This is a genomic window from Marivivens aquimaris, assembly GCF_015220045.1.
GTDB classification, from domain to species: domain Bacteria; phylum Pseudomonadota; class Alphaproteobacteria; order Rhodobacterales; family Rhodobacteraceae; genus Marivivens; species Marivivens aquimaris.
Window position 1 is genome coordinate 22,625 of the sequence record NZ_JADBGB010000004.1, and the last position, 23,056, is coordinate 45,680.

20 protein-coding genes are annotated in these 23,056 nt (G+C 58.7%); 11 read left to right on the forward strand and 9 right to left on the reverse strand.

Annotated features, from left to right (window positions below):
• The first annotated feature begins 61 nt into the window (after nucleotides 1–61).
• A complete protein-coding gene (locus tag IF204_RS18080) occupies nucleotides 62–790 on the forward strand; it encodes a DUF736 family protein (protein WP_194098521.1) in 729 nt (242 codons plus the stop codon).
• 600 nt (nucleotides 791–1,390) lie between these two features.
• Here IF204_RS18080 and IF204_RS18085 read toward each other — a convergent pair.
• From IF204_RS18085 to IF204_RS18120, 8 genes are read right to left on the reverse strand one after another with little or no spacing between them, the layout of a single operon-like run.
• A complete protein-coding gene (locus tag IF204_RS18085) occupies nucleotides 1,391–1,717 on the reverse strand; it encodes a YnfA family protein (protein ID WP_040546036.1) in 327 nt (108 codons plus the stop codon).
• Nucleotides 1,718–1,773: 56 nt separating this feature from the next.
• Nucleotides 1,774–3,126, reverse strand: a complete 1,353-nt coding sequence (locus tag IF204_RS18090) for a dihydrolipoyl dehydrogenase family protein (protein WP_017467591.1) — start codon at nucleotides 3,124–3,126, stop codon at nucleotides 1,774–1,776.
• Nucleotides 3,127–3,148: 22 nt separating this feature from the next.
• Nucleotides 3,149–4,579 (reverse strand): mercury(II) reductase, encoded by a 1,431-nt coding sequence (merA, locus tag IF204_RS18095; protein WP_057796628.1) that lies wholly within the window; start codon nucleotides 4,577–4,579, stop codon nucleotides 3,149–3,151.
• A gap of 1 nt (nucleotide 4,580) precedes the next feature.
• Nucleotides 4,581–4,718, reverse strand: a complete 138-nt coding sequence (locus IF204_RS18100) for a hypothetical protein (protein WP_007803572.1) — start codon at nucleotides 4,716–4,718, stop codon at nucleotides 4,581–4,583.
• Nucleotides 4,715–5,101, reverse strand: coding sequence for a mercury resistance system transport protein MerF (merF, locus tag IF204_RS18105; RefSeq protein WP_007803570.1), 387 nt, complete (start codon nucleotides 5,099–5,101; stop codon nucleotides 4,715–4,717). The genes IF204_RS18100 and merF overlap by 4 nt, the downstream gene beginning before the upstream one ends.
• On the reverse strand, nucleotides 5,098–5,349 hold the full coding sequence (locus IF204_RS18110) for a hypothetical protein (RefSeq protein ID WP_072629817.1): 252 nt from the start codon (nucleotides 5,347–5,349) through the stop codon (nucleotides 5,098–5,100). Before IF204_RS18110 ends, merF begins: the two co-directional genes overlap by 4 nt.
• A 10-nt stretch (nucleotides 5,350–5,359) precedes the next feature.
• The gene (locus IF204_RS18115) at nucleotides 5,360–5,668 is read right to left on the reverse strand and encodes a heavy-metal-associated domain-containing protein (protein ID WP_007803569.1); all 309 of its coding nucleotides are present in this window, start codon (nucleotides 5,666–5,668) and stop codon (nucleotides 5,360–5,362) included.
• 15 nt (nucleotides 5,669–5,683) lie between these two features.
• Nucleotides 5,684–6,091 (reverse strand): mercuric transporter MerT family protein, encoded by a 408-nt coding sequence (locus IF204_RS18120; RefSeq protein WP_007803565.1) that lies wholly within the window; start codon nucleotides 6,089–6,091, stop codon nucleotides 5,684–5,686.
• Between the two features lie 76 nt (nucleotides 6,092–6,167).
• Between IF204_RS18120 and IF204_RS18125 the strand changes: the two genes are divergently transcribed.
• From IF204_RS18125 to IF204_RS18140, 4 genes are all read left to right on the forward strand, one after another.
• On the forward strand, nucleotides 6,168–6,581 hold the full coding sequence (locus IF204_RS18125) for a MerR family transcriptional regulator (protein WP_153218054.1): 414 nt from the start codon (nucleotides 6,168–6,170) through the stop codon (nucleotides 6,579–6,581).
• Between the two features lie 281 nt (nucleotides 6,582–6,862).
• Nucleotides 6,863–7,198: a hypothetical protein gene (locus IF204_RS18130; RefSeq protein ID WP_234994812.1), complete on the forward strand. Its 336-nt coding sequence runs from the start codon at nucleotides 6,863–6,865 to the stop codon at nucleotides 7,196–7,198.
• Nucleotides 7,199–7,346: 148 nt separating this feature from the next.
• Nucleotides 7,347–7,928 carry a rhomboid family intramembrane serine protease gene (locus IF204_RS18135; RefSeq protein ID WP_072702366.1) on the forward strand — a complete coding sequence of 194 codons (582 nt, stop codon included), beginning with the start codon at nucleotides 7,347–7,349 and terminating at the stop codon, nucleotides 7,926–7,928.
• 279 nt (nucleotides 7,929–8,207) lie between these two features.
• On the forward strand, nucleotides 8,208–10,184 hold the full coding sequence (locus tag IF204_RS18140; RefSeq protein WP_072702316.1) for an ATP-binding protein: 1,977 nt from the start codon (nucleotides 8,208–8,210) through the stop codon (nucleotides 10,182–10,184).
• A 204-nt stretch (nucleotides 10,185–10,388) separates the two neighbouring features.
• On the opposite strand, the gene IF204_RS18145 is transcribed toward IF204_RS18140, so the two are convergent.
• Nucleotides 10,389–11,369 carry an Abi family protein gene (locus IF204_RS18145; RefSeq protein WP_072702319.1) on the reverse strand — a complete coding sequence of 327 codons (981 nt, stop codon included), beginning with the start codon at nucleotides 11,367–11,369 and terminating at the stop codon, nucleotides 10,389–10,391.
• Nucleotides 11,370–12,229: 860 nt separating this feature from the next.
• Between IF204_RS18145 and IF204_RS18150 the strand changes: the two genes are divergently transcribed.
• The 6 genes from IF204_RS18150 (at nucleotide 12,230) to IF204_RS18175 (ending at nucleotide 23,054) form a co-directional block, all read left to right on the forward strand.
• Nucleotides 12,230–13,159 (forward strand): DUF2493 domain-containing protein, encoded by a 930-nt coding sequence (locus IF204_RS18150; RefSeq protein ID WP_090525676.1) that lies wholly within the window; start codon nucleotides 12,230–12,232, stop codon nucleotides 13,157–13,159.
• Nucleotides 13,160–13,697: 538 nt separating this feature from the next.
• Nucleotides 13,698–13,904 carry a hypothetical protein gene (locus IF204_RS18155; protein ID WP_090525678.1) on the forward strand — a complete coding sequence of 69 codons (207 nt, stop codon included), beginning with the start codon at nucleotides 13,698–13,700 and terminating at the stop codon, nucleotides 13,902–13,904.
• A gap of 516 nt (nucleotides 13,905–14,420) precedes the next feature.
• Nucleotides 14,421–15,014: a helix-turn-helix domain-containing protein gene (locus IF204_RS18160; RefSeq protein WP_194098522.1), complete on the forward strand. Its 594-nt coding sequence runs from the start codon at nucleotides 14,421–14,423 to the stop codon at nucleotides 15,012–15,014.
• Entirely contained in the window at nucleotides 15,001–17,334 is a 2,334-nt protein-coding gene (locus IF204_RS18165; protein ID WP_194098523.1) for a relaxase/mobilization nuclease domain-containing protein, read from the forward strand. Before IF204_RS18160 ends, IF204_RS18165 begins: the two co-directional genes overlap by 14 nt.
• Nucleotides 17,335–17,342: 8 nt before the next feature.
• The gene (locus tag IF204_RS18170) at nucleotides 17,343–19,343 is read left to right on the forward strand and encodes a type IV secretory system conjugative DNA transfer family protein (protein WP_194098524.1); all 2,001 of its coding nucleotides are present in this window, start codon (nucleotides 17,343–17,345) and stop codon (nucleotides 19,341–19,343) included.
• Nucleotides 19,344–19,673: 330 nt separating this feature from the next.
• Nucleotides 19,674–23,054: a DEAD/DEAH box helicase gene (locus IF204_RS18175; protein ID WP_194098525.1), complete on the forward strand. Its 3,381-nt coding sequence runs from the start codon at nucleotides 19,674–19,676 to the stop codon at nucleotides 23,052–23,054.
• The last annotated feature ends 2 nt before the right edge of the window (nucleotides 23,055–23,056 follow it).

The window sequence follows — 23,056 nt, forward strand, 5'->3', positions numbered from 1 at the left end:
AGCAATCCCGGATGCGTTGGCAAAAACGTCAGGCACCGGCCAATCCAAAAGGAACCATCCCATGTTCGCAGGAACCCTTACCCGCAATGTCGAGACCGCAGCCGCCGAATACACCGGCATGATCCATTCGACGCGCTTTGACATCGCCATCCAGCTTGAAAACCGCCCGAAGATGTCCGAACGCAGCCCGGATTTTGACGTAACGGCAGTCAACAAATCAGGCCGCAAGGTGCGCATCGGCACGGCCTGGAACGAGACCGGCAATACCAGCGGAAACCCTTACATCTCGATGCAGATCGATGTCGGCTTGGGCCCGTTCCGGGTCAATGCGGTGCAGACGAAAGAGGCGCGCGCGGCCCAGAGCGGCGAATTCGAGATCATCCCGCTGGTCTCGAACGGCCTGATGAAATCCGGCTCGATCTCGGGCGAGCTCACCGCTATGGACGCCGACAACGCCTTCACCGGCTACATCGCCAACATGATGTTCGATCTGGAATTCATGCTGATCGAGAACAGCTATAAATCCGAGGAGACTCACCCCGATTACCGGATCGAGGTCAGCTCGCCCCGGGGCACACCGATCCGCGTCGGCTCGGCCTGGATGGCGAAAAGCAGCCGCACGGGCAATGACTACCTGTCGCTGCTGATCAACACGCCCGATGGCGACCTGCGCGTGAACGCCGTGCAGAACGAAGAACAGCGCGGTGGGCAGACCTTCTCGATCATCCCGTTCATCGACAGCGGTGAGCAGCCGCAGGATGCAGGCACGGGGCTGTCGTTGGTCGCCTAATCGGCGCGCGAGATAAAACGATACGAACCGAAAGGGGAGCCGTGGGACCACGGTTCCCCTTTTTCCATGTCTGGCGGTACGACGCACACATCTGCTTGCGATCTGCTGAATATGATATACGATAATATATTATTGAGAGGACGAGGGTAGGCACATGGTGGCGAGACTGGGAAAAGCTCCGTGGTTCGAGAGCTTTGATGTAGACGCCGAGGTTGAAGAGCTTCTTGCTCATATCGTGCGTTGCACCGGATTTGCGCTGCCTGAACGACAGCGTGATGTCATCATGACCCATGCAAGGTCGAAGCTCGACAGGACAAGGCAGGCATATCTGGACGCCAAGGCAGGGGTCTGCTCCGGCTCAGTGCTAAATCCTACGTTAAGCAAAACCGGTCGTTCCTTCTCGATACAGCGAACGGCAGTTCAGAGCCCACTTTGACCGATGCTGCGTAAAGGATGTATCGCTGCTTTCGAGGGCGGTAGAAAACCTGCTTGATCGCAGCCGCGATGCGGAGGGAAAGCAGCGCCGAGTTGTCGGAACGCGTGAACCAAAAGGCGATCTAATCGAACGATTCAGCGCTTCACCCCGTCTGCGGCTGCCTCTCAAATACTGCGCGGTGCCCAGAGAATAATACCCGCACCGACAAGGCAAATGACCGCTCCAACTACATCCCATTGATCCGGGCGATGCCCTTCTACGCCCCATAGCCACAGCAGGGACGATACGATGTAAACGCCACCGTAGACTGCATAGGCGCGGCCCGCCTGATCGGCGGGGCTGAGCGCCAGTAGCCAGGCGAAAGCGGCAAGGGACAGCATGCCCGGTGCCAACCAAAACACGCTCTTGTCCAGCCGGAACCAGGCCCAGAAAGCAAAGCATCCGGCAATTTCGGCCAGCGCAGCGGCGAAGTAGATAAGAACCGTCTTCATCGGGCCAGACATACGTTCCGAGGAGGATCGGGTCTATTGCGAAAAATCTTTCAAATTCAGAGAAGCGAGCCCAAATCCGATCCAACACTTGGATAGGCCGCCGTCATCGACTTAAGTTGCTTGGCCGCCAGGCCCAGCTTGATTGCCAGCCCGAAGAAATTGATCAGTTCGCCGTATTCCGGGCCGAACAGGTGCGCGCCGAGGATCTTGCCGTTCGACTTGTCCACGAGGACCTTCGCGGCAGCAGAGGTCTCGCCGATCCGGTAGTTCGAATACCAATCGCCAGTGTCGGTGAACCGAACATCGACATCATACCCGGCGTCCCTTGCCTCACTTTCCAACATGCCGACACGCGCCACTTCCGGGACTGTGAAGACGGCTGTAGGAATACCGGCATAATCCGGTGCGGTCTGAGTGTCTTTGAGCATGTTGGAGGCCGCGACCTTCCCTTCGATCACTGCGACTGGCGTCAGCGGCATGCCATCGGTGTCGGCGGAATCTCCGGCGGCAAAGACCGCGCTGTTTGTCGTGCTTTGCAGATGCGGGGCTACAACGATGCCCTTGTCGCTGTAATCAACACCAGCCGCCTCAAGATTCAGATCGGCCAGGGCTGCCACACGGCCCGCGCCATGCACGACCAGATCGGTTTCGATTGTTCGGGTTTCATCGCCCGACTTCACCTCGACAGTGAATGCTCTACTGGCTTCCGAGACCGACACGATTTCGGTTTCGCGCATCAGGTCCACGCCGATACCGCCGCTGCGGTCGATCAGCATTTCGACCAGATCGGGATCGAAGCCGCGTAAGGGCCGGGCGCCACGATCCACGATGATCGGGTTGGCTCCGGCCCGTGCGGCGATATGCGCAAACTCGAAGGACACGAAGCCGCCACCGATAAAAAGAACCCGATTGGGAAGGGCCTCCAGGTTGAGGAAATCCGTGCTGTCGATCACGAGATCGGCCCCTGTGAAGCTCAGCGGCCTGGGCATGGCACCGGCGGCCACGAGGAACCGTTCCGACTGATATGCCGTTCCATCGACCTCCAGCGTGTTGCTTCCCGTGAACCGCGCGGCTCCATGCAGGGTTTCGACGCCGTTGCCCGACAGGCCCTTTTCCATCTTGTCCGGCACGGGATCGGTGAAGCCACGCTTGTGTGCCATCAGATCGGCCCAGTTGATCGACAGATCACCGGGATCGATCCCCTTGCCCTGCATGAGCCGTGCCGCGTCCATGATTTCCGCACCGCGCCGCAGGATTTTCTTTGGATCGCAGCCGCGCAATGCGCAGGTGCCGCCGTAGGGCAGCGCATCGACAATGGCGACACGCCATCCTGCCGCGCCACATTTGTTGGCCGCGGCCACGCCCGCCATGCCCGCCCCGATGACGATCAGGTCGTAGTCTTCATTCATTCTCCGGTCCTTGTCCTGATCTTCATCCGGCGCAGCAACTCAACTTTGCCACGTCCATATCGAAGGTTTGCGCCGCCAGCTTCAGCCCTTCCACGGTCGTCAGATAGGGGAAGATCGTCTCCCCGAGCGCCTTTGTGGTCATGCCAAACTTCAGCGCCATAACGAGGGTCTGGATCGTATCGGACCCCTCGGGCGCGATGATCTGGCCGCCAAGCAGCCGGTCGGACTTTCTGTCCGCCACCAGCTTGATCAATCCGCGCGTGTCGCGTGCGGCCAGTGCGCGCGGCACCTGATCGAGCGGTACGATGGACGTCTTGACGTCGAGGCCCGCGTCCCGCGCCTGGGCTTCACCGAGACCGACGCCCGCGACCTGCGGGTCGGAAAACACCACCCAGGGCATCGCGGCGTTGTCGTAGCGATGGTCTTCGCCGAGAACCGCATTTTTGGCCGCGAGCTTTGCACCATAGGCCGCCATATAGACGAACTGGTCGCGGTCGGTCACATCGCCTGCGGCATAGATGCCGCGCACCGATGTCTGCATGTCCTCGCCGACGACGATGGACCCACGCGCGTCGGTTTCCACGCCGATTGCGTCCAGGCCCATATCTTTGGTATTGGCCCGCCTGCCAGCGGTCGAAACGAGGTGATCCGCCGTCACTTCGACAGGCTTTCCGTTCTGGATCACGCGCAGTGTCACGCCCGCGTCGTCGCGGCGCACAGTGTCGTAGCTTAACCCGGTCAGAAGGGTGATGCCTTCAGCCTCGAACGCCGCCGCCAATGCCTCCGAGACCTCTGGTTCCGCGCCGGGCAACAGATGCGAACGGGCGACAAGCGTGACCTTCACGCCCATGCGGCTCATCATCTGGGCCAGCTCCGCGCCGATGTAGCCCGCGCCGATGAAGATCAGGCTTTTCGGCAGTACTTCGAGTTCCAGAAGACTGGTGCTGTTGAGCGCGCCGATTTCCTCGATGCCGTCGATGGTCGGCAGAACGGGACGCCCGCCCGTGGCGATGATGGTCCTCGGTGCTTTCAGGGTTCGCTCACCGACTGTCACGCCACCTTCGATCAGCCGCGCGGGACCGGCGTCGATGTAATCGACATCCTCATATTCCGGCAGAAGGTCCGCGTATTTCTTCTGGCGCAGGGTCGTGACCAGATCGTCCTTGGACTGAACGAGCGTCTGCCAATCATCCACTTGTGCCCGTCCCGACAGGCCGGGGAACCGCTTGGCAGCCCCCGCACAGTGCACGGCCTCTGCCGCACGGATCATCGCCTTGGAGGGCACGCATCCCACGTTGACGCAAGTTCCGCCGATGGTGCCATGTCCTACGAGGGCGACACGCTTTCCGGCATCCGCGCCGGTAATTGCGGCGGAGAACCCCGCCGATCCGGCCCCAAGAACGATCAGGTCATAGCCGCCCTGTTCATCGTCGTTTTTGTTCAGGTCTTTCATCTCAGCGCGCCTCGCCATGTTCGGGGTCTTTTGGTCTGGCGGCGAGCAGATATATGACCGCGCCGATGGCGATCAGCGGTGTCAACATGCCGAGGAGGCCGAAGACCATGCCGGTGGCGGTGCAACATCCCATCATCATAAGAGCGATCCTTTCTTTTGCGCACGGTTCAGGAGAACCGCGTAGAGTGCTGTGGCGGCGAAAACGCCGATTGTGATCCGTATTGCGAACCTGAATTCGAGAAGAATGATCAGGATCGACAGGGCCACCGCGAGGCCGGTGGCCCAAAGTTTCGGGGCCGGTCCCGGTTTGCCAGCGCGCAGCCAAAGGGCCTGTGCCACCACGGCGAGGCTGAAAAACAGCAGCGGGAACAGGGCGTAATCGAGCCAGCCCGTGAGGGCCGACAATCCGACGCCAGCGACGATGACGACCAGAAGCGGTGTAAAGCAGCAGAGCGCGGCGAAGAGCGCACCGCCAAGCCCCCATTTCAGCAGACGGTCGGAATTTTCAGGTGTGTCAGTCAAGGAGCCGTCTTTCTTTGTGATGGGTCGGGGCCGGAGGCGCGTTTCATTTGCGAACGACGCAGTGCGCGGACGATCAGGTAGGTCAGACCCGCCAAAACCAGCACGGCAATGCCACTCATTCCAGAGAGCCAAGCCCCAACGCCGCCGAACAACGCTGCAAGCACGGCAGTTCCGCCGCCGCAGCAGACGACCACGACCGGAGCTGCTATTCCGAAGGCCAGCAGGCCACCCATCAGATTGTCACGCATTGCAGGCGGCTCAGGAGGCTGTGTCGGGCAGCACCTGCGCCGGATAGCCATTGGCCGTCACCGCGCCGATGATGCTTTCGATGGAAGTTTCGGCGTCATCGTAGGTCACGCTGTAAACACCCTGCCCGTATTCGGGGCCGTCCTCGAATGCGGCGATCTCGACCGACGGAACACCGCGCATCGAGCTGGCAACAATGAACGAACAGGACGGGCATGTCAGTTCGCTGACGGCGATCTCGACCTGGCGCTCTTCAGCGAGGGCCGGGGTCGAGAGTGCGACGATGGCCAGGGCGGATAACAGGAGATGCTTCATGGTCATGGTCATGGTCCTCGTTCAGAATTTCAGGATGAAGGGGGTGATGTAGGGAAAGATCATGGCGACAGCGACAATCGCGGAAGCGGCCCAGAGGGTTGCGCGCATGATGCGGCGGTCGATGGGGCGGGCGCAGGTGCCATCGGCACAGGCCTCGGCATCTACAGGCTTGTAAGCCTTGTAGAAGCCGTATCCCAAAAACGCGGCGCTCAGCGCGAAGGTGTACCATTTGTAGGCATAGAGCGCCCCGAGCTGCGCGATGAACACGCCTGTCACGCCAAAGCTGACCAGCACCAATGGAAGGATGCAGCAAGAAGTCATCGCCAGCGCACCGAGGACGCCGAGGCCGGTCACGCCCCATCCCTTGGTGGTTTCGTCGCCAATTTTCTGCGACTGAGATTGCGGAAGTTCCGCCAAATGTTGTTCCATCGAATCTTCCTTGAACAGATGTTTCCACCGTTCTAGGGTCTGTAGTTGATACAGGCTCAAGGGATTTTTCGGCACAATGAGTAACACAAGCGTGAGATCAATTCGGCGGGGCGATTTGGCCCGCGCAACGGGCTGCAACCTGGAAACCATTCGCTATTACGAGAAAATCGGGATCATGCCGGACCCGCCGCGCAGTACGAAGGGCTACCGAAGCTACGACGATGCCCACGTCAAGCGGCTGAAATTCGTCATGCGGTCCCGCGATCTAGGCTTTTCTCTCGAAGAGGTTCGCGGGCTGCTTGGGCTGGTCGATGACCGATCCCGGACATGCGCCGAGGTGCAGATCATCGCCGAAGATCATCTGACTGACGTTCAGGCCAAGATTGCCGATCTGCAGCGCATCGAGCGCGTCCTGTCGGACACTGTTGCGCGATGCACCGGCGATGCTGCCCCAGAATGCGCGGTGATCGATGCGTTACTCGATGCTTAGTCCACCCTAAAGAAGAGGGGGCAACGGACCTTCGTGAACGGCGCAGCGAAAGCCCGAAAAGTCCCGCACTGTGTGATTTTATGCGCAGCGCAGCGAATGGCGGCTTTCACAAACGCAGGTTTGTAAAACGGATGTAAAATAGGCTCTCAGATAGCGAACTCGTGCATCTCAGCTCGTGTCTCAATGTAAATTCCGCAAAGGGTGCCAGCGTCAGGGAAAAATATTTCTTAACGTAGGATTTTGCACTGAGCCGGAGCAGACCCCAGGCAGCAGGAAAGCCGGTGTCCACCTCGCGGCGTGCGTATCTGACCGACCTGCAGGACACGATCTTCATGGCGATCCCGGAAGAGAACCTCGCGCTGATGCCGCTAAGCCAACAGGTCCTGAACGACCCTTCATTTTACGCGGACGCCATGCACTATGCCGCCGCGATCAGCGAGGATGAGCTCTTCATGGCGCTGTCCTCTTCGCTGAAGGACATGACGGTGCAAGACGCCCGGGCGTTCGTCTCGAAGCTCTGGCACAGCACGATCGATGACAATGCCCGCAAATATGCCGAAGCGTTGAAGCGCCCCGAGCGTGAAATCATGCCGCTGCGGCCTGGGAACACCGTGTAAGATCGGAGCCATTCTCTTGGCTTGAGCCCTACCGAGGTTGGCCGCCGCGAATCCCCTTTCCCGGAGGTGGCACCCTGTGCAGCGCGCGAAAGCCGTTGAAGGCGCTGTGGGGACGACTACTGTCGCCAACATGATGAACTGGGATCACATGCGCGTCTTCTTCCGGCGCACCGCGGCGCTTGCCGCTTTTGTCGCGCTGCTCTGGGCGATCCAAGTCGTCAATTGGATCACCGGCTACGGCCTGAACCCGGCCTTCGGCCTGATCCCCAGGCACGGCAGCGGGTTGGATGGTGTCATCGCTATGCCCCTCCTGCATGGGAGTTTCTCGCACCTGATGGCCAATACGCCGCCGCTCCTGGTGATGGGTGGGCTGCTGGTGGCAACGACCACGCGAGGCTTGCTGTCGGTGAACGCCGTGGTGATCGGCCTAGGGGGCGGTCTCGTGTGGTTGTTCGGCGGCTCGGCGATCCATATCGGTGCGTCGGGGCTGATCTTCGGCTGGTTTGGCTTCCTCATCGCGCGCGGTCTTGTGGATCGCTCTCCGATCACGCTGGGCGCGGCGCTGGTGGTCGGTGTCCTCTATGGCTCTATTCTCTGGGGCGTTCTTCCGGGCCAACCCGGCGTGTCGTGGGAGGCGCATCTCTTCGGCGCTATCGCGGGCGCGGGCGCTGCGTTCCTAATCCGAACGCATGTCCATGCGCCGCGCCTCGGCGGCGTCGATCTGAACTGAAACAGTGCAATCGGGCCTAAGCTGCCGATCGACCTCGTTTGGTGCAGCGTATGCTTCATGATCTTGCCAAGAAAGTGCTCTGAACGGTTGCCGTGACTTCTCGAAAGATGGAAATGGCCCACGTTGTTGTTCTCTCCTCTCGTAAACAGAGAAGAGGTGGAGAGGACCAGAACTTGCTCGGCAAGTGGGCTCGCAGGTCAGGGCCAAGGAAAAGTGTCGGATTGCGCCCTAGCAGCTACGCAGTCATAGTGCCACTGAGGGCAGGCGGGAGCAAATAGCATGGACGTTCGAATTCAAACCGGCTGGGACAACGACCCCGCAGGGCGCATTCGAAACTTATCGCTTGCTCCGAATGCCAAGAACTCACTTTTCCCACTTTTTGAAGCTGTGATGAACTCCATTCACGCCGTCGAAGACAGATTTGGCAAGGATAATCTCAGCAAGGGCGAAGTCACAATCGAACTGCACCGCACTGAATCTGGGGAGATGGAAGGCTTTACTATTTCTGACAATGGAATTGGCTTTAACGAAAGCAATCTCGAGTCTTTTCGCCGAATGGACTCACGTGCCAAAGAAAAGATTGGCGGAAAAGGCGTAGGGCGCCTTGTTTGGCTCAAGGTGCTGGACGAGGTGCGTATTCAAAGTGTTTACGATGACGGGTCCATCGGTCGTTCTATTTCTTTTGATTTCAAGGTTTCCAACCCAACGGACAATCTGACCCTTGCGCCAGCGGATCAAAGCACTCCAGGCTCAATTATTCAGTTGACTCCCTACAAACGTGACTACGCTCTGCACATACCGAAGAAGGCAAGCACGATCACAAATCGGCTTTTGGCTCATTTCATAAGTTACTTCATCAATATCAGTCATCCAAAAATTACGGTCTGTGATGTTGATGCCGAGATAGACCTGTTCGAGGCATTCTCAGAATCAGTTGAGCGCGATGCAGATTATCGGTTCACTTTATCCGCTTCTGGCGGGTCCGAAGATTTTGTCTGCCACTGTTTTCTGCTTCCCAAAGCAATCTCTGACGACGAAAGAAGCACGAACGCACTTTACCTTGGAGCAAACGGACGTGCTGTAAAACGGTTCGACATGGACGGGGTGATTGGCCTTAAGGCTATTGATAGTAAATTCGCATTCCTTGGGTATATTGAAAGTGCGGCCCTCGATGAATCTGTGAATGACACAAGAACGGACTTCTCTTTGTCAGAAGATGAGATTGAGAGCATCGTCGATCAGGCGAAAGAGCGCGTCAAGGAGTTCCTCGCCCCCGAACTCGCTGAGATTCGAGAGAAGCAGACAGGCATTGTCAGCGCCCTCCGCATCGAGCATCCTCGTTTCCTTAGTATTCAAGGTACGGATGCTGAAGTCGCGGAAACGCTCCATTACGGCACGAACCGGAAAGAGGACATATTTGTGGAAATGTCCCGTCAGTCGCTGCGTCAATATGAACGCCGTAAGAATGCTTTCAAACGGTCAATTGAGAAGAAGTTGCCTGACGTGGAGGCGAAGGCCAAAGAGTATGTCGCAGAACTCAAGCAAGAGTCGGTGTCGTCGCTTGCTGAATATGTCATGAAGCGCAAGTTGGTTCTCGATGTGTTCGAAGAGAGCTTGAAATTCAAGCCTAATACAGATCAAGATTCCGAGTATGAGGACGTTCTCCACGACATAATCTGCCCTCTGAAATCCACTTCCTCGGATTTGGATTACGACGATCACAATTTATGGATCGTTGACGACCGACTGGCATTCTACTCATATTTCAACTCTGACACCCGCATGGAAAAGCAAGTGTCAGATCCCACTCACCCAAAAGATAGGCCAGACGTCTCCATTTTCGACCTTGGCCTTGGCTTTGAAAATGAAGACAAGTCTTCCCCAATCACTATTGTAGAATTCAAGCGTCCGAAAATCGACAACTACACTTTGGAGAAAAACCCCATCACGCAAGTCCGAAAATATGTTGAAGACATGCGGAAGTCTGGTGAGGCGATCAAGTATGACGGGACTCCCATACGCTCAATCGAAGAAACTACGCCGTTCATGTGTCACATCATCGCGGATATAACACCCAAGCTACGTGATGTCATGAAGGCTCTCGGGAACTTCCACCGAAAGGCGGGTTCAAACACATACTATTCGTGGGACGCGTCCTATTCGATTTTTATCGAGGTCTCGTCTTTCAAAGACGTTCTCGAGTCCGCTAAGTCACGCAACCGAGCATTCTTCGAACGTATCGGGATCTCAGTATAATCAAGTTTGCTTCCGCGTTTCTCTGCCACTTTAACTAATACGCAGGGAACCACCACTTTCCACCCTTCCTTGCGGAACGTAGCGCCAACCCATTCCTCATAAAGAAGGGCGCACGGGTCGCTGTGACTGACCTGCAACGCAGCTTTTCTGAACCGGCCTTTTGGGACATCGTGCGGCAATGTCGGATAGCAGGAAGTCGGCGGGTCAGTTCCAGATGGCCTCGTACTCCCAGCCCTCCGGGAACCCGGCTGTCTGCGGACGAATTTCGTAAGGGAGGTCTTGGGTCAAGATCTTGTCGCGAAGACGGATGTGCCACCTGGTGCGCGGATAATACTGCCGCAGCATGAAGATCATGATGACGATCGCGCTGTAAATCTTTTTCGTGGGCGCATCGTCCCCCATCCTGGGCTGGCGGAGGTGGTCGAGCTGTCCAAATGTCGTTTTTGGGGGAACCCCAGGGCTGTTAACCAAGGGCTTGTTCCACGTTCGGGCGTGATGTGCGCAGCTGTTGCGGACGTCATTGAGCGCTGTGATCCATGAAGCGAATGTCTTCATGGGGAGGTCCGGGTGAATACGCGCCGCGATTGCCATTTTGTTTTTGTCGGACAGGTGGGCGATAATGTGGGTCAGGTTGCCCCAGGTCCATGTCCCAGCCTCGATCCAAATCGGTGGAGGACCAAAGTACTTTAGTGAGAAGTGCTTCGCGAAGTCCTCTTTAGAGCTTCTGAAGTGCTGATCCAGTCCGGCTATGAAGAGCTCGAGAGGCGTGCTGCCATCTTCGCCCTTTTCGCTGAAGCGATCCTTGTATGAGCGTCTGTCGCGATGCGCATGTGGTCCCAGCTCCCCAAGGACTTCAATCATCGCGGTTCTAACCGCGATCTCGATGCGCTCAATCGCGTCCAGAAGCTCGATGCGCAAGGTTTTGTCGAAGAGATAGAAGTTGATAGCCTGATCGAAGGACGTACCCTCTTTGAACTTGTCGCATCGAACCTTCTGCTCCGTCTCGCCGTCTGGAGTTGGGATCGGGCAGAAGTCACGATAAGGATACCCAAACGCGCTGAGTCGGTAGTATCCGATGCGGTGCAGGGAGCGCTCGGCATGGCCTCGGTCAGGGATTTCCATACCCCTCATCAACATGATGTCGATGCATTCATCGATCGACTTGTGCTGCTTGAGGTACTTCAATGTTGATACGGCGATGTCCAGAAATTAGAAGACCGGGCTGTAACGAGGCGACTGAGGCCAGGTCAGGGAGCACCGGTCATAAGGCAATAATGTATAATAGTGTCCGCGCTGACGATGTCAACATTGTAGACGGGGCACCGAACGGTGAGGCAACGCGGGATGTCAGTTCGGTGCGCCGAGACTTGATCATGGCTGCGCTTTGCGGCCATTGGAGCCAATTACAGCGAACTTCCGCTACCCGCCCATTACATCGAATGCTTGGACAAGTAATCCGTATAGTCGGTAGCGGCGTCGCCAGCACATCAACCCTGGCCAGAGCCTTGCGGCCTCCCCAGCTCGGCTTCGCGTGTCGCAGGGGAGAACGGCCCTTCGGTCCGTCGCGCATTCGGCCATGCGGCCTCACCGCGGCGTTGCGCCCGGCATCCCGGTTTGCCCGCCTCGCGAGCACGTCCCTCCCCGGTCGCTCCGCCGGATTGCGCTCTGGTCTGTTTTGGCCTTAGGCCAAAACGATCCCGCCACTCCATCCGTCTCCCGCGTCCGGTCGGGCCGTTTGCCTGCTCGGGTCGGGCAAACCTACCGTCAAAACACACACACATGAGCGCGGAAGCATATCCTCCGGATGGCCCCCAAATCAGCCCGCGTCAAGGATCGCAAAACTTTTCGGCGAGGGCGGAGCCGGTGGCGCGGGGCGGTCCCGTGCGCAAGCGCGCGCAAGTGTCGGGTGCCGCGCGCGGAAAACTTTTGCGCCCGGCAAGCCGGCGGCTACGCCGTCCCTGACCCGGGCAGATTCGGAAACCAGGCATTCGGCCATGCCCCCACACTCACGTGGTGGCCTTGGAACCGAACACTGGAGACCAGACATGGCTTACGACACTGCAAACACCTACGAGACCATCGAACTTTTCGGACTGACTGAAAAGGACGCGCAGCTGCCGATCCCGGAGGATCACGTTCTGACCGACCACATCGTCCGCGAGAGCTTCGAGGCTTTGCTCGGCCAGCTGCGCGGGACCGGGCTTGAAGCAGAAATCGAACCGCTGGCCCATGGGCTCGCGACGATCCTGCAGCGCCGCAAGGTGGCACTCGGCAAGGAGGTCGACCGCACCGCCGACAAGATCGGCGCGCTGGCAAAATCCCACGACGGATCGGAAATCGCCGAGACCGCGCTCGAAGAGGCGCAGGCGCGCTTTGTGCAACTGCGCGAGATTGTGAGCGCCATCGAGGTGATGAGCGAGGCGGCGGCGGAATGCTACGAGATCGAGACGGGCCACGCCTACATCCCGGCAGCCGGATCGCGCGCAAGCGTCCGGGCGAAAGAGACCGGGGCGGTCTTCGAGGCGCGGCAGCTGCTGGAGCAGCACGACCGCGAGACTGCCGAGAAGTCGAAAGTCGAGGGGGTGCCCCTGATCGTCTCAGGCGCCACCGACTGGACCGATGTTGATGTGATCTTCAACACGCTCGACAAGGTTCGCGAACGGATCAAGCAGAACCGCAACCAGGAGATCTTCCTCTGCCACAAGGGTGGCAAGCACGGGGCGGAGATGATTGCGGCCCGGTGGGCCCGGGCACGCGGGGTCGCGCAGGCGCGCTTCGATCCGCGCTGGTCCGCGCACGGGCGGGCGGCACCGTTCAAGTGCAACGACGAAATGCTGGACGACAAGTTCGCGGCGACGGGGGTTGTACTCTTCGGCGGCAACGGGGTCGCGCTGAACCTCGGGCAGAAGGCGGAAGCGAAAGGTCTGACGGTCATGCGGGTTGCGGACCCGGCGAAGAAGGCTGCGCAGGATTGAAGAGAGGGGGTCGCGCTTGGCGCGGCCCTTTCGTCATGTCTCATGGCGCGTGCGGTCGGTCACGCGTGATCGGTAGTCTGCGGCGGCCAGCAGCGTTATCCCTCTACCCGGTCCGTCAGAGTGCGGCCCATCCGCATCGGTACGGGCTGGGGATGGTACGCACCTCACGCACATCGAAAGCAGCGCAATACGCGAGGGGTCGAGACGTCGCATATGAGGCTGAACACCTGCACGTCCCTCGGGGCGTGTTTCGGAACATCGCATCCACGCGGGCGGGCTCCGTCAGCACCCCGGCCAGGATCGGCGGGACGCGGACGCGGATGGTGGCGGCTGCGTGTTGGCAAGGGTCATCCGGATCACTCCTTTTTGCTCATAGATGTGGATCGCACGGGGTCGGCCCAATCGTGCCCTCAGCTCACGCTTCGGCAAGCACAAATACGGCTTCCACGGCTGGCCGCGGACCCTCCGCATTTGCGCTTGCGACCGGACCTGTTGCCCCCGTGCTGGGTGATCCCCATCGCAACAAGGAGTAACCCAAATGACCAACCACTACGTCGCCACCGTCCCCGTCAAGTTCACCGATACCGATGGCCAGGAGCGCACCCGTTTTCAGCGCGTGGGTGCGATGTTTCGCAACACCCGCAACGGGGATGGAACGGAGTTCTTCAGCCTCAAGCTCGACTTCCCGGTCGCGGTCTCGGAGCTGGTGATGTTCCCACCGAGCGCGAAAGATCCCCAGGACTAAATCCTCTGACGAGGATGGGCCGCCCCAGGACGATCTTGGGGCGGCCCGATCCCTGTTCCAGGGATGCCGGTCCCTGCGCGTTCAACGGACGCACTCCGCCCGGAATGATCAGGCCGCGACAGACCGGCCAGTCAGCCTCAAGGGGGCCATCCACAAAAACCTATCGGCCAGGGCCTCCCGGTTTTTGCGGCAGAGATTTGGGGATCCAAATCTGGCCCTCCTTGACCCTGCCTGTCCGCCCTGTCGGTGGGGTTTGCGCCCGCCCGCGGTTCCGTCCGAACACATGCGTGTTCGGCCAGAGCCTCGGGCGGGGCTGGCGGACGGGACCCCTGGGACAGGTGTCGCTTGGAGGTGAGGGCGGCAGAGCCGCGTCCCTGCGGGCCGCGGCGTGAAGCGGACACCAAGGCTGCCTGAGCCTGGATGCGACGTAAGTATATAATTGACAGCTTGGTATATTATCGTAAGGTAGGGGCAGCCTTGGTGGAAGGTGGCAGGAAATAGGGGGTCTTTCTTCGCATGTCGCGCTCAAAACGTCTCACAGATGCGGACCGCATGGAGATCGTTCGCGAAGCTGCGGAAGGCGTTTCCACTTCAGTGCTGGCGGAACGGTTTGGCGTTTCGGTGCGGGCGATCCAGTACACGCTCAAAGCCGATGCCGAGCGCCAGACGGATGCCGCAATTCCGGTCTCAGCGGTCAGTGTGAAGGTCACGGCTGCGGAGCTTGAGGCGCTCGACGCGGTGCTGGCGAAGGCGGGGATCGAAAGCCGGGCCGAGGGGCTGCGGCGGCTCATTCAGGCGGCAGGCGGGGTGTTCGTTCCGGACGCGCAGATGGCAGCTGAGATGGCGCGCTACCGCGCCTCGCTGCACGAGGTCGGCAATGGGGTCGCGCAGATCGCCAAACAGATGACGCAGGCCAATCGGCAGGGGCAGGGGGCGAATGGCGGCATGAGTGCCGAGTTCACCGAACTGCGCCTCGCGCAGATGCGCGGGCTGGCGCGGTTCATCCTAGACAGCGCTGATGAGATCGACCTGCTCCTGCGCCGCCGTCGGGATGCGATGCAGCTGCAGGCCACGGCCGCGCTGAGGGAGTTTGCGCATGCAGCTGAATGATGCCGTCCATGCCGTCACGGGCGAGGTGTTTCGGGATGGCTGGAGCCGCGTCCGGGGCTCAATGCAGGGGCTGCACGTGGCCAAGCAGACCCAGCTTGTGCGCGCGGCAGCAGGCCACCGGCCAGCGGTCTTCAAGGCGATCCGGGGCGGGGGAACGCATACCAAATCGCAGCTCGCAAACCAGCTCGATTACCTCACCACCAAGTCCACCCATATCGTGGACAGTAGCGGGTTCCTGGATGGCAAGACGAAGCTCGAGGCGGGTGACATCAAGGATCTGACCGAGCGCTTTGCCAAGCGGTGGGATGCGGGCTTCAAGCCCAAGCTTGGGCAGACCACCCACATGCTCATGTCCTTCCCCATCGGCACGCGCGGGGAGGATGTGCGCGACATCGCGACGGATGTGGCCGAGCGGTTCTTCCAGACCGACGCGGGGCATTTCGACTACATCATCGCGGTGCATGAGGACCGCGATCACCCGCATGCGCATCTGGTGCTGAACCGCCGCTCGCAGGAAGGCGAGTTCTTCTTTCTGGGGCGCAACCACCGCTTCAACTATGACGACTTCCGCCTCGCCATGGTCGAGGAGGCCGAGAAGTATGGTGTACGGCTGGAGGCCACGCGGCGGGTGGATCGCGGCGTCGTGCATTACCCAGCCCGCACCAGCGAGGTCTACGCCGCGAAAGAAGAGGGGCGGGCACCCCGCGAGCGGGAACGTGTGGGGGCCGACCTGACCCGGACTCTGGCGGAGATCGCCAACACCAGAACCGTGTACCATTCGCTTGCCGCAGAGGCCTCCCGGGAGGCCCGGGAAGACATCGCCGCAGCACTCTTCCGCGCGGGCGAGGTGTTGGCGCATGGCGGGCAGGTGGACCGAACAGGAGATGTGTATATGGCCGAGGATCAAAGTTTCGAGGATCTCAGAAGCCTCTATGCGGAGAAGCTCGCGCGGGTGCAGGGCATGATCGCCGAGAAGTCTGACGCGGAACGTCCCATGCTGGAAAAACGTCTCATCGAGATCCAGACGCAGGTCCAGCACATGCAGCCTCTCGGATTGCGTTCATCCACGCTGTCAGAGACCCCGTCGGAGGGCGGGATCTATTCCGAAGCCAATATCGACGCCAGCCAGCGCGAGCGTCTGGCCGAGCCCGACCTGAGATCGCGCATTGACGCGGCACTACGCGGCACCGGGATCAGCACATCGGAAGTGGTGGCCCGGATCGAAACCGGGGCCTCGAGCGCCGCGCTGGAGCATCAATGGATCGCAGATGATCTCGCCAAGGTGGCCGAGGCGCGGGATCTGAACCTCGAACGCCGCGCTGATCTGGAACAGGCGCGCGACATTCTCAACGATGTGCATGTCGCGCTTGGCACGCTGCTGGAACGGGAGAACGTGCTGCGCCGGGATGGTGTCATGGAAGCGGAAGCGGTCAGCGAGCGGTTCCATTATCACCGGGACGCGGTGCAGGCGATGGAAGGGACAATCCGTCAGGAGATGCGCGTAGACGGCCTGACCGCGCAGCAGATCGAGGACCGGGACTGGGAGGTTGTCTCACGGGCGGAGCGCCGGATCGAGACGGAGCAGCGCGCGTATCTCGCGGCACACCCGGACTTGCTCGCACGCCCTGGCGATGTGATCGACCGGTCTGAGCCCTACAGGGAGACCATCACCGATGCGGCCCGCGCCAGCGAGATCACCCGCGAGGTCGACCGGATCATGGAGGTACGCGACGTCCGCACGCCCGTTGCAGATGCTGTCACAGATGAATTCAGGGAGCGCTATCCGGACATGCCGTCCCACCTCGCCCGCGGGCTTGGCGCGACCTATGCGGCCGTCGTCGAGATCCGCGACACGGAGGCCATCAACCAGGTCCGCCGCGAAACCGAGTTGCGCGAGGGGCTTGGGTCTGGCACGCGCGACGAAGCTCTCGCCGCCCGCGGTGAAACGACGGCGCAGTCTAACCATACCGACCGCCTTGCAGACGAGATTACGCGTGTTCTGGATCATGAGCGGGCCGGGGAGCTGTCCGCGCCCTTCGAGACCGAGGCGGAACGGGACGCCTTCCGCGGCGAGATCGCGCGGGTGCTGGATGGCCGCCAATTGGGCCGGCTCACATCCGGCGATGCCGATGCGCTGGACAAGGTTCTCGAGGACCGCCTCGACCGGCTCTATGTCGCCAAGGTCTACCTGCAATCGGATGCAGCGACGGCCAGCACGGAGGCCTTGCGCCAGGTGGTCGATGAACTGGCCGATGCTGAGTATGAAAAACACCGCGCCACAGACGTGGATGGCGAGACCGAGCGGGGTCAGGTCCATTGAGCGCCTCCATGGGAAAAGCGCGGATCGCCACGGGTGTCTTGCTCGTGACGCTGGTGACCGCCGCTATGGGCTACACCATCGCCTCGGCGGTGCTGACCTACCAGGATCTGGGCTTCGGGGCGGAGATCGACTTTGCCTATATCGCGCAGAACTATCTGGCGATCCTCGATCGCCGCCCGGAGGACGCGCAACTCATCCACCTGATCATCGGCAGCTTTGCCGCCGCCGGCATGATGCTGAGCCTCGCCCTCTCGGGGTCTGCCCTCACACGGTTTGGCCAAACCCATTGGCAGACCGCGCGGGAGATGAAGTCCAATGGGTTCTTCGGCGCGCCCGGGACCGGGTTCATCCTCGGCAAGCTTGGGACGCCCGGCTCCCGCGCAAAATACATTTGCTCCAAGGTCTTCCCGCATGCGCTGATCGTGGCTCCCACGGGTCGCGGCAAGACCACGGGGTTTGTCATTCCGAACCTGCTGACCTGGCAAGGCTCCGCCGTGACGCTTGATGTAAAGGGCGAGTGTTTCGAGGCCACGGCCCGGCACCGCGCCGCCCAAGGTGACAAGGTTTACCGCTTTGCCCCCACCGATTGGGAGGGCAAGCGCACGCATCGCTACAACCCGCTCCTGCGCATCTATCAACTGAAAGATCCCGCGCGGCAGCAGATGGAATTGCAGCTCCTGGCGACGCTCTTCCTGCAGAGCGACAACGACCGGGTGCAGGGGCTTCTGAAAGGCGGGATCGATCTCTTCGTGGCGGCGGGGCTTCTGGCTTTCCAGCGCAAGCGCCCGACCCTGGGCGAAATCTACCGCATTGCCGCGTCGGGCGGGAACAAGCAGAAGGAGTATTTCGCGCGTGGCCACGAGGTGGAGAACAGAGCCGCGAAACTGATCTTCACGCGGCTCGCCTCGACCAACAACGACACCCTGACCTCCTATGTCTCGCTCTTGATGACCTCGGGGCTCGATCAATGGCAGAACCCGGCCATCGATGAGGCGACGTCTGTCTCGGATTTTGACTTCCGCACGATCCGCAGGAAGCCCTTTTCGGTCTATCTCGTCGTCCAGCCACTCATGGTGAAGCCTCTGGCACCCCTGATCCGGCTCTTCTTCTCCGATCTCCTCTCGGCCATGCAGGAAAAAGACCCAGGGCCAGACGAGCCTTGGCCCGTGATGATCATGCTCGATGAGTTCAATCGCTTGGGCAAGATGCCCATCGTGGTCGAAAGCATCGAGACCCTGCGGACCTACCGCGGTCATCTGGCCGTGGTCACGCAGACCATTCCCGCCCTCGATGAAATCTATGGCGAGAACACCCGCCGTGCGCTGCAGGGCAACGCAGGCGTGAAACTCTACCTGACGCCCTCGGATGAAAAGACCGTCGAGGAGCTGAGCAAGGCGGTCGGCAAGACCACCAAGACTGTCGTCACGCGCTCACAGTCCATCGGCAAGAACCCCTTCGAGGGCCGCAGCCAATCCACACGGACCGAAGAGAGCTCTCTGCTCCCCGAAGATGAGGCGCGCCGCCTGCCACTCGACGAGATTGTCATGGTCATCGATGCCCAAATGCCGGTCCGTGCGAAGCGGATCCAGTATTTCGACGATCGGCTGTTCAAGGCGATCCACGCGGCGCAGACGGGCGATTTGCCGTTTCCGGAGCCGGGGGGAGGGGGGGAGCAGGGCAATCTACCGTTGAGTATGCGCGCCATGCCGATGACACCGCCGTCAAGCGGGCCCCGTGATTCTGAAGCTGATGTGGAGCGGGCACGCGAGGCTGTTGAAGGTCGACCGTCTGGCCAACCCGACGCCGTCTCAAAGAAGACCGCGCCCGTCGTTCAAGCTGTCATTGCAGAGGAACAGCGGCAAATGGAGATGGTTTTTGAGGGCCCGGTCGCGGATGCCGAGACAGTGGGCGTAGAAGATGAGGCGCAGATGCGTTCCGCCGTCGATGGCTTGGACGAGATGGAAGCGATGTTGCGAGAGGGGGCTCACGAAAAGCTGGTTTCTCGATAGGGAGTCGAGAATCGCTTGTCCGGCGGCGTTTCGACACCCTTTTGCGGTGCAGAAATCTGCATGATGGGCGGGAAGCAGTCTTTCGCTGCATTGGCATCAACCCGATCTCGTACCATCGAAGCGGACATTCATTTGGTGAGTAAGAGTTGGATTGGAAGTGTCGTTCGTAATTGCGGTAGCTCATGGCCGCTAGCACCCCCACAGAAAATTGCGTGCCTCGTGTCATAAATCCGTTTCGGACCAACAATGACTTGCAACCGTAAGTCGAGCGGAACAGACTGAAGAAGCAGCAACGGGATTGCGGCGAAATTCAGAGCAAGGAAGTTGGTATTGAGTAGTTCGATTAGTGATCGCTTTGAATTTGATGAATCTGCAGTCTCGATTGGTGACGAACCTACCCTGAAGGGTACCCTTTGGAGGGTCTACGATAAAACGAATGGGCATGCTGAACGTCTACTAAGAACTTGGCGGAAGACCGGAACTGACATCGACGACGAATTGCGGTCACTGTGGCGATACGAAATGCGGCAGGTGCGCCGTTTGACGCGGTACAGAGATGCGAGTGACCTAATTGTCGATGTTTTGGAAGAGTTGGAAGACGACGAAGAGTTTGCGCTCGTTTTGGCGGCTCGTGGCGATCCAATCTCGGAGAGGGGAAAGGGGCGACGTTCTCGCGAGAGTCCAATCGGGCGGCAAAGAATTCTTGTATGGCGTAACATTTCCCGTCTAGTTCGGGCTTTGGGAATTCTTCATGATCAGGCGATCGTGCATGGCGATTTGTCTCAGGACTGCATATTTTCAGAAGGTGGAGATGAGCCAGATTTTAGGCTTGGAGGATTTGAGTGGAGTGTCCGACTAAATGCGGACGACCAATCTCGAGCAATAAGATCGACACGGCGGCCAACCAAAACGTTCTCGTTTCGGGCCGATTGGGCCCAACTTGGAAAGATCGCGGCGGATTTGCTTGGTTCAGAACAATCAGACACGGCCATTTCGAATTTGACTTCCAAAGAACAACGGGTCTTGAGGTTGTTGACAGTGCCGCGGCCCAATCAACCGCTGGACGCCAAAACCGTGGCACGAGAAATCGAAACAGTTGTTTTGGATCTCCTCCGTTTAGAAAGTGGGCGGCAAGGGCAGCTGATATTGATGCCAAACCCAGCGACTTTGGGACCCAAGCTGATTGAGCATCTTGGCACTGCAATTGACCCCGACAACTTCTCAGATCACTGCGAGTGGCTTCAGGCTGATTTGCAGTCTGACGTTCGGGTTGCTCCTCGGTTCGACGGGGGGCAAAGTCAACAATGCGAAATTGTAACAAGTTCTTTTCGGTATGTAGTGGAACCACTTCGACATGCTCCGGATTGGCGCATTGGATATCTACGGGCGCTTATTCCGAATGATGGTAGGGGTACAGGAGCTGCCGAGCCCAGAGATCTTGACTCTCCAATTGTTGTGGTTCCGAATAGGAAAGAAGCCCTTGATTTATCGAGAAAGCTTGGGCCCTCGGCCATCGAGTGGGATCAATATTCGCGTCCCCCAGACGAAGACGAACTACCATCAGCTAATGTTTTAGACGCGCTCCTTTCCATCGAGGTGATTGAAGCAGTTGCTTCTACTCTGGATGCCTTTCCAGTGGCGGTCGTTGAAGACGCGTCTGACGGTCAATGCGTTGCGCTTCAACTTGTAGATGATGATGAGCACCAAACTTTGGTCGAGCAAGTGGGCTTGCGGCCGGACTCGGAGCGTCTCGGAGACCTATTGGATAGCGCCGACGACACTCCTTGGCGTTTGTCAAATTCTCCAAAACTCGGTTGGAGTGGTTTAGCAGACATTGATATTGATTTTACTCATTCTGATTTCGCTCCAAGTGGTGAACAGATTCATTTTTTTGATTGTCATGAAATTCCGACTGGCAAGCTCTTCCTCAAACCCCCGCGTGACATTAGAACTGAGAGCCAAGTTCGAAGACGCTTAAGAAATATCCTACTGCTTGAAGGGCGAACCGACGTTACGGTTGGATTTGATGACCCGTGGCTAGCTCGGCGGACACGATCCGCGAGCGAACTGGAAGGTGAGCCTGACAGCGATCTTGATGAACCAAAACGTCGCGCCTTGGACCTAATCGCCAATACGGAACCTTACGTATATGTGGTTGGCCCGCCAGGAGTGGGAAAGACTTTTCTCGTGTCTCGGGCGATCAAGCAGATACTAAAAAGCAAACCCGATGCGCGAATACTCGTTACCGCTCAAGGTCATGAAGCACTGAAGAATATTCAAGACGAGCTTAGAACGGTGATTCCTGACGATGCTACAATAATTAGAATTGGAAATGACGACGAGCGCTTCGCGGACCTAGACCATGAAGCTCAAAATGTTCTGTCGAGGTTGTGTAAGAGCGAAGCGCTCCAGACTCGTAGTTTTAGAAAGTTTCAGCTGTCTCTAAAGGAGACGCTAGAATCTACCGAAACGGCTGGAAACGCACGACACCCAGCGGTTTCACGAATTGGAGATCTAATTCTGCAGTCGGCGAACGTAGTGGTCGCAGGATTAAATTCTTTGACGATCAGTGATTTCGCAGAAGACGCAGAAGAATTTGACTGGTTGATCGTCGAAGAGGCCGCACGGGCGCTAGGGCCAGAGTTGGCAGGCGCGCTGCCGCTCGCTCCAAGAAAGATTTTGATTGGTGACCACAATCAGCTTCCTCCGCACAAAGCTGAAGAAATAGCGCGACGCTTTGAGCCAACGGTTGCAAAGAAGCTGCTGGGGATGGCCGAAGACAGATTGAGTTTCTCTACCGATACAGACCAGATTTTGCCACTCTTACGGGCACTTCTTGATGATGATGAGCGTTTCCAGGCAACAATCAGTCGAGCAAATCGGTTGCTAGAACCGTTTCGAACGATGGTTGAGGAGGACGAAAGGGCTATCGGGCAAAAGGGCACAAAACACGGGCGGATTTCTGTTACTCTCACTGAACAACGTAGAATGAACCCTGCAATAGCAGAGATTGTATCTAACGTGTTTTATGGTGGACATCTCAAAACGGCTACGTCGACTGGAGCCCGAGAGATACCCGTCAAAACCAGCGTTAATTTCCCTTCGGAACCGATAGTTGTCATCGACTTCCCTAGCCTGCAGAGCACGGATCGCATAGAAAACTACGAGAAGCGTCAGGGCAAGTCGCTGTCCAATCCAAGTGAAGCCGATGAAGTAATTCGGGCGGTCAAATGCCTCGAAGGAGGCGCTCTAGACGGGAAATTGCCATCGTTGGCAGTACTTTCACCATACAGAGGTCAGGTGGAATTGATTAGTCAACGACTACTCATTGAATATCCCAATAGCGGAGGGCCGAAGGGCTTTCGACCGGTTCGGGACGATTTGGGGTTTGTAGGGACTGTAGATGCCTTTCAGGGAAGTGAAGCTGATGTCGTTCTCCTGAGCTTAGTTCGTAACAATGCCCGAGTAGGTGGAGGCGGTCTCGGTTTTCTTCGAGACCGTCGACGGATGAACGTTGCGATCAGCCGCGCCAAACACAAGCTGGTTATCGTGAGCAGCTTGACCTTCATGGACCTCGCTTCGAAAGGAATAAATCCGAAAGGAGATAATCCTAAATGGGCATTTGTTCGGGACTTGGTAAACGAGCTGCGTGACAGAGATAAAGTATTGAACGGCGGAGTTCGTATTCTAGAACCGGGAAAATTTGGATAATG